Annotated in this window: 8 protein-coding genes; 7 read left to right on the top strand and 1 reads right to left on the bottom strand. The window is 51.5% G+C overall.

What is annotated here, in order from left to right; genetic code table 11:
• Window positions 1–108: 108 nt before the first annotated feature.
• The 7 genes from AC2FFB_RS19945 (at window position 109) to AC2FFB_RS19915 (ending at window position 4,492) form a co-directional block, all read left to right on the top strand.
• Window positions 109–513 carry a hypothetical protein gene (locus AC2FFB_RS19945; protein ID WP_496875355.1) on the top strand — a complete coding sequence of 135 codons (405 nt, stop codon included), beginning with the start codon at window positions 109–111 and terminating at the stop codon, window positions 511–513.
• A 60-nt stretch (window positions 514–573) separates the two neighbouring features.
• Complete coding sequence (locus tag AC2FFB_RS19940) at window positions 574–858, top strand: hypothetical protein (RefSeq protein WP_496875354.1); 285 nt, start codon at window positions 574–576, stop codon at window positions 856–858.
• Between the two features lie 222 nt (window positions 859–1,080).
• A complete protein-coding gene (locus AC2FFB_RS19935; protein WP_496875353.1) occupies window positions 1,081–1,272 on the top strand; it encodes a hypothetical protein in 192 nt (63 codons plus the stop codon).
• 37 nt (window positions 1,273–1,309) lie between these two features.
• Complete coding sequence (locus AC2FFB_RS19930; protein ID WP_496875352.1) at window positions 1,310–2,629, top strand: DUF6538 domain-containing protein; 1,320 nt, start codon at window positions 1,310–1,312, stop codon at window positions 2,627–2,629.
• On the top strand, window positions 2,626–2,802 hold the full coding sequence (locus tag AC2FFB_RS19925) for a hypothetical protein (protein ID WP_496875351.1): 177 nt from the start codon (window positions 2,626–2,628) through the stop codon (window positions 2,800–2,802). Before AC2FFB_RS19930 ends, AC2FFB_RS19925 begins: the two co-directional genes overlap by 4 nt.
• 131 nt (window positions 2,803–2,933) lie before the next feature.
• Window positions 2,934–3,662 carry a dockerin type I domain-containing protein gene (locus AC2FFB_RS19920; RefSeq protein ID WP_496875350.1) on the top strand — a complete coding sequence of 243 codons (729 nt, stop codon included), beginning with the start codon at window positions 2,934–2,936 and terminating at the stop codon, window positions 3,660–3,662.
• A 179-nt stretch (window positions 3,663–3,841) separates the two neighbouring features.
• Window positions 3,842–4,492, top strand: coding sequence for a hypothetical protein (locus AC2FFB_RS19915; protein WP_496875349.1), 651 nt, complete (start codon window positions 3,842–3,844; stop codon window positions 4,490–4,492).
• A 452-nt stretch (window positions 4,493–4,944) separates the two neighbouring features.
• Here the strand turns inward: AC2FFB_RS19915 and AC2FFB_RS19910 are convergent, their stop codons facing one another.
• Window positions 4,945–6,357, bottom strand: a complete 1,413-nt coding sequence (locus AC2FFB_RS19910) for a DNA recombination protein RmuC (RefSeq protein WP_496875348.1) — start codon at window positions 6,355–6,357, stop codon at window positions 4,945–4,947.
• Window positions 6,358–6,482 lie beyond the last annotated feature (125 nt).

Below are 6,482 nucleotides of genomic sequence, written 5' to 3'. Positions count from 1 at the left end.
GCTTGGGGTGATCTAAATATCACAATGAGACAATGCGTCTCTAATTTAAGTTTACCCTTTTGCTGAATGATGGAATCTTTTTCTTCGTTAGAACAGTAGGGTAAACGAATGAAATTTTTTCCAATTGTTGCTGTCACCATTCTCTTAGCGGGCTGCGCGTCAACAGATGTCCAGCCGCTCACGAGAACATCGTTTAAAATCGCCACGACGGCTGCACCTGCCTGCGGTCCAAGTGGAGCCAGAAAAGTCGCCAATCAGGCGGCTTCCATAGAGGTTATCAAGCGGGGCGGAGACCGCTTCTTTTTTGTGAACTCTGATCAAGATACTTTTAATACAGCCGGTGCGTATTACGGGAACGTGTACGGTTCATATACCAATTTCCAACAGGGATTGATCGTGCAAATGGTGTCAAAAGGCGAGCCAGCATATTCAAATGCTCTTTCTGCAAGAGAACTTCTCGGAGCCGACTGGCAGAATATCGTTGCAAAAGGTGTCCCAAATACTTGCACCTAGTCTCACGATAGATTTCCAGTGCTTGCGGGATAGGATTACGCGTCACTTTAGAGGAAGAGTATGTCAGAGGACTCAAAAGAAAAAGTTGCCATCGCGACTGGTGCCACTGCGGGCGGAGGCGCAGCGCTGGCTGCTGTATCGACGACCGGTGCTGTCACTGGTCTTGGCGCGACCGGCATAACTTCAGGCCTTGCCACAGTTGGTTCAGTTGTTGGTGGAGGAATGGCCGCTGGACTGGCTTTGACTGCGGCACTTCCGATCGTGGGTGGAGCACTTGGTTACGCCGGGTACAAGTACTTTTACGGTGGATCAGAAAGCAAAGATAGCGAAACACCAGACGATTAACCGCCCAGAAACCGAGCAACCTCCTGCATCTAAATAAAGAAGCAACTGCAGGAGTTTGATCCATGAAGTACCTGTCTGCCCTCGGCGTTCTCGTCGGGGGTTTTCTTTTGCACCCACCGCCCAAGGCCGTCCTGACGACGATGCTCTGGGTGGTTTCGCGGTCTCACCCCGCTGTCTCAGCGCTGGTTTTGCTGGCGGTCCTTTGGACGTGGAGGTCCAACGATGACTGAGCTGGAACTGAACCCCGGTGACGTCGTGGTCGTCCGGGCCTTCGATGACGTCCCTGAACATCTGTTCCGCGTGGAAGAGGTGTTCGAAGACTGCGTGACCGGCTTTGCTGTCACCGGTCCACTGGCTGGGTCCTACGGCGAACCGGCCCTCGAGATGATCGTCAGGGTCGTCTCAACCAACTGACCCAATCCCAAATTCAAAACAGAAAAGGAGGAGACCTATGTCTGCTCACATTCGCTATGCCTATCTGAAGGGCCATACGTGGTTGTTCAGACGTAACTATCCCGTTGACGTGGCTCTCGCGCTGGGCGCTCAGGCGCTGAAGCAGAGCCTCAAGACCAGTGACCGTAACACCGCCCGCGTCCGAGCCGCTGAAGTCAATGCGCGGTTCGAAACACTGGTTGAACAGGTTCGGTCGCAAGCTGAAGACGCCCTCTCTGCATCGGAGAACATCGCTGACGTTCCTGATTGGGTTGACCAACCGGAGTCGTCTCTCGTCCGTCTCCGGGCCACTCTGGAGGACTCTGGATGCAATCTGGAGCGATCCAGCTTCGCCAGACCATCAGCGCCGGTGAAGGTGCTTGTTCGTGACCTGAGCCGGGCCTATCTTAACAAGCGCAGTAACGAGCTACGACCCAGCGGGTTTAAATCGGTCCGATACTCTGTTGGGTTATTCGCTAGTCGATTTGGTGACCAGTCTGTTTGCAGTCTGTCGAGGACTGACGGACGAGACTTCCTGACGGCAATTGCCCAACTGTCTCCAATGATCGGCAAGTCAGAGAGGACCCGTGGGTTAACCCTGGACCAGTTGGTCGCGTACTCGACTCGGGGGTCGGTGACTATTACAGCCAGAACCCAGCGGCGGATCTGGTCTCAGGTCAATCACTTCCTCGACTGGGTGGTCTACGAGGGGCATCTGGAGGTCAATCCGTTCAGGACCGTTCTCTTCGATCGAAAGGTGCGTCCTCAACCCTATGCAGTCCCGACTGACGATGAAGTCGTGCGATTGCTGGGAGCCAAGGACACGGAACTGTATCCAGTTCTGCTGACCTGCCTGCTGTCAGGAATGCGAGCGGGGGAAGCGGTTGGACTGCTCCGGGAAGACCTCGTGACCAAGGGCAATCTCGGTTGCTTCGTCCATGTTCAACCCAATGAACTGAGACTGCTGAAGACCGATGCAGCGGAAAGACTGGTTCCGGTTCACCCGGTGCTGGATGATACGTTCCGCCAACTGCCTGCTTCTGGCCCTCTGTTTCCTGACCTGACCGTAGCGCACGTCACCAAGGGGTTTGCACGACTGAGACGGCGGTTGGGGCTGGAACGACCGGGACTGGTGTTTCACTCGACCCGCAAGTGGTTTGTGACCCAGTGCGAGCGAACCGGTGTTCCTGAGCACTTCACTGCTTCTCTGGTCGGTCACCAATCTGCAAGGTCAGAGAACGGGATCACCTACGGGATTTACTCGGCTGGCATCAGTGACGAGCAGCGTCGGTCTATCGTTGACCAGATAAGACTCCCGCTAGGGACGGTTGCCTCATGAGTTTCCCGGACATTGACGCCTTCGAGGAACGCGCCGCTATCGCCGAATACGATGGCGGTTGCACCCGTAAGGTAGCGGAAGATCTGGCGGCTCGGGCTCAGGGGTTCCGGGACGCAGAAGCCTACTGGCAGTGGTTGGCTGACTATGTCGTCAACCGAAGACCACCCTCATAGACAGAACCCTCGGCGGCCCTTAGCGGGTTGCCGGGGGACTTCTGCCTTGTTTTTTTGTCAAAAAAGTGTCGAATTTTAAAGTCTTAAGCTGCTAGGGTGAGGGACGGTTAGTATCAAGTTGGAATTTGAGTATGGTTATCAAGAAAACATTTAACGCTCTGACCCCGTCTAAACAGTCGATGGACGTCAACGGTGATGGAAAAGTAGATTACAAGGACTTCGTCCACGCCGCGAAGAAAATAGGAAGTAAGGCAATACCTCCAAAATCTGCCTTTGATGCCAATAATGATGGAGTAATTGACCATCGAGACGCTTTGATCGGCGCGAAGATTGCCGGAGCAGCTGTTGTCGGAGCAGGAGCAACGCTAGCGGCTGGTGCTTATGGTGGCGCTCTAATCGTCTCTGGCACCGCGACGACTATTGCCACAGGTATCGTTAGTGTCGCAGGAGCCGCAGCAGGCGGTTTCACTGGTGCCATTTTGGGCACCGCAACCACCTCGACTTTCTTGGCCATGAAGTCGGCAAGTGGAGCCATAATCATAGTTTCTGAAACCGCTGCAGCCGTAAGTCCCGGACTTGTTTCAGCGTTCTCAGCGCTTGGATCATCTGTTGGAGCAATGAATAGCGCAGTGATTGCGAAAGTCGCTGGTCTTCCAGTGATTGAGGCTTTGGCACTAAATGCTGGGGTATCTAATGGTGCGTTAGTGATGATCTTCGGCATCCCGATAGCGAGAGAAGTCGCTATTGCAGCGGGTTTGATTTCATTGGTTATCGTGGGGGGATACGCCTACTTATTGCTTAACAAAGGTGTTGAGAAAACCGATGTGGTCGGCTTGTCGGGGCATCCGGCCTCAACTTAAGAGGCCACTTACATCCCATTTAACCGTCATTTTAGTTTATCTCGCTGACGAGCTCTCAAAAGAAAGGAAATCCAGCGACTACGACGGAGGCGCGAGCTAAAGGCCTGGATACATTGGCTCCGCAGAGAGGATAGAGCTCCTCCAAAAGCATTGAGTTCAAACTATACGGTCGAGTGAATATGAGAATTATCCAACCGAAGGGAACAAAAGGAAGCTTAAAATGGATTCAAGCAGCGGTCGACAGATGTCCAGAGGTCCTGCAGCCGAGAAAGCTTCCAACCATTGAATGGGTCTCGCCTCTAGCGGAAGACGACTATGCCGAATATCGCGATGCGGCCTTTTTGAGTCGCCTCGAAATCGGGCACCTTGCTACATCCTTGAAGGACTTCTGGCCTCAACGAGGGCCTCAGTGGGATGCTTTAGGTTTAACTTCGCATGGTCCAGTTCTAGTCGAAGCAAAGGCTCATATTCGCGAATTTTTTTCGCCCCCGTCGCAGGCTGGTCAACGTTCTCGAGAGCAGATTAATCGTGCTTTCGCGACAGTCCGTGCCGATCTCGGAATTGGAGACCATGTTAACTGGTCGGAACTTTATTATCAGTACGCCAATCGCTTAGCTTTCCTTTGGTGGCTTCGGGAGCATGGTGTTGATGCGAAGTTGCTCTTTGTCAGCTTTCTCAATGACAGCGAAATGGGCGGTCCTCAACACGCCGAAACATGGTCCGCTGCGTTTGCTGCAGCAGACTACGCTTTAGGTCTACCGGGGCAAAATAAACTGAGGAGCCACATTTATCACGTGACTCCAGATGTTGGAGAATTGTCCATTACCTGACTAGGAGTCTGTTGTTTCTATTACCGCCTATTACTTTGTATTTCTCTCAACGTGCCTGCGATCATCCGGCGCATCACCGTCAAAACACCTAGGCAGACAGGCACTTCGTGAATCAAACTCCCGCATTGGCTTCTATATTACAACGCGGGCTTGTCCTCTGCCTACCTAGGAGCTTTTTGGGGGTCATCATGAAAAGACCAAGCAGCGCAATCCGAGTGTGGATTTCTCGCGTCAATTTTCGAAAATCGACTTCCGGCCTTTGATAGCGAAGGGTCAGCACTGCAACTTGATTTGGTCTGAACGATTATTCGAAGCTTACCATCCGGATATACCTTATCAGACCAACGCCAGTTCGCATGGGCGCAGTTTCTGCAACTCTCACTTGGGTATTTTGACACTATTTCTCTCCCCGCAACCCCATTGTTGCTAATCTTTATAGGCAGCCGAAACCTTTAAGTTTGAGCGGAGTTGATCCCAATTGCGGCCTCTTCTTCCACTTCGATGTTGATTGACTTGTTGGTCTTCGCCCCAAGCAGCTTCAAGCTTTCGACTTGAGAGAGCATATTCCCGCGCCCTCGGGAAAGTTTATTAAAAGCATCATCGTAGGCGTCACTTGCCTGTCCGAGACGTTTGCCGACACTTTCCATACTTCCAACGAAGCCGACGACCTTATCATACAGTTTACCCGCTCTGTCGGCGATCTGCTCTGCATTTTGGTTCCGTCGCTCCACCGCCCACACGTTAGCAACTGTCCGGAGCGCCATCATCAACGTAGTCGGCGTCGCTATCGTAATATGCTTTTCTAGTGCGTATTCCGTTAATTTGCCGTCTTCTCTCAACGCTTCTGACAGTGCGCCTTCAACGGGAACAAACAGGATAACATAGTCAACTGTCGCGTCTTCTGCATTTTGGTATTCTTTGGATGCAAGGCCGTTGATGTGACCTCGTAAAGAGGCCACGTGACGCTTACGTGCCACCGCCGCTTCTTCTTCAGTTTCGGCATTTATAGCATCTGTATACGCCTTCAGAGATACCTTGCTATCAATAATTAAGGTTTTGTTTCCCGGAATTCTTACTACGACGTCCGGCCTTAATCTCTCACCTTCATTGCCCACTCGATGAGCCTGGGTCTCGTATTCCTCGCCTTCCCTAAGGCCTGACCTTTCAAGAATGCCTTCGAGGATCATCTCTCCCCAAGCACCTTGTTTTTGTTGATCTCCCTTCAAAGCGCGCGTGAGCGCCAATGCGTCCTGTGATATGGCTTCGGACCTTTTGCTTAACTGGCTGATCTCTGCTTTAAGGTGCTCGCGATCCTTAAGTGTATCCTGATGAACTTGCTTGAGCTCCTTCTCGAAATGCCCGACGTGTTCTTTCAACGGCGTCAATGTCGCCTCAAGTTTCTCCAAATTAGCTTTCGAGAATGCTTCACCTTGAACACGCAATACTTCATTTGAAAGCTCTCGAAACTTGGATTCCATTTCTTGCCGGAATTTGGTCAAGGTATCGATCTTATCCTTCGAAGCCGCTCTCTCCGCCCGCATTTCTGCTTCCATTCGAGAGATTTTATTTGAAAACTCTCGCTTCTCGTCAGCCTGCTGATCTAATTTTGCCCGAAGTTTCGACAGGTCCCCGTTGAGGCGTTCAATTTCTAATTCTCTAGCGCCTGAAAGAGCCTCGAACTTATCTGCCCTTGAACAAACCTCCCTGAAATCCAGTTCCTGCCGCTCAAGTTTTCCTTTTAATTCTTCTTTTTCAGCTATTGCAGGGCTTACTTCTGTCTTTGGTTTTCTGAGAAGAATGCCCAAAGCAGCGAGTCCAAATAAAATGACGACCACTAGCGTCGCCAACGAAGCATCAAAGTTCATCGTAACAATTCCTCAAGTCTTTCTGCTCAACAGGCAATACGCAACAACTTAAAAAGTAAACATAAATTTCACACTGATGTTAAAGCCACAGGCTAGTGCTCACCGTTTCAATTTGGGAATAACAG

Source organism: Ruegeria sp. YTSA219 (assembly GCF_059609985.1).
This window is presented reverse-complemented; position numbering and strand designations above follow the sequence as displayed.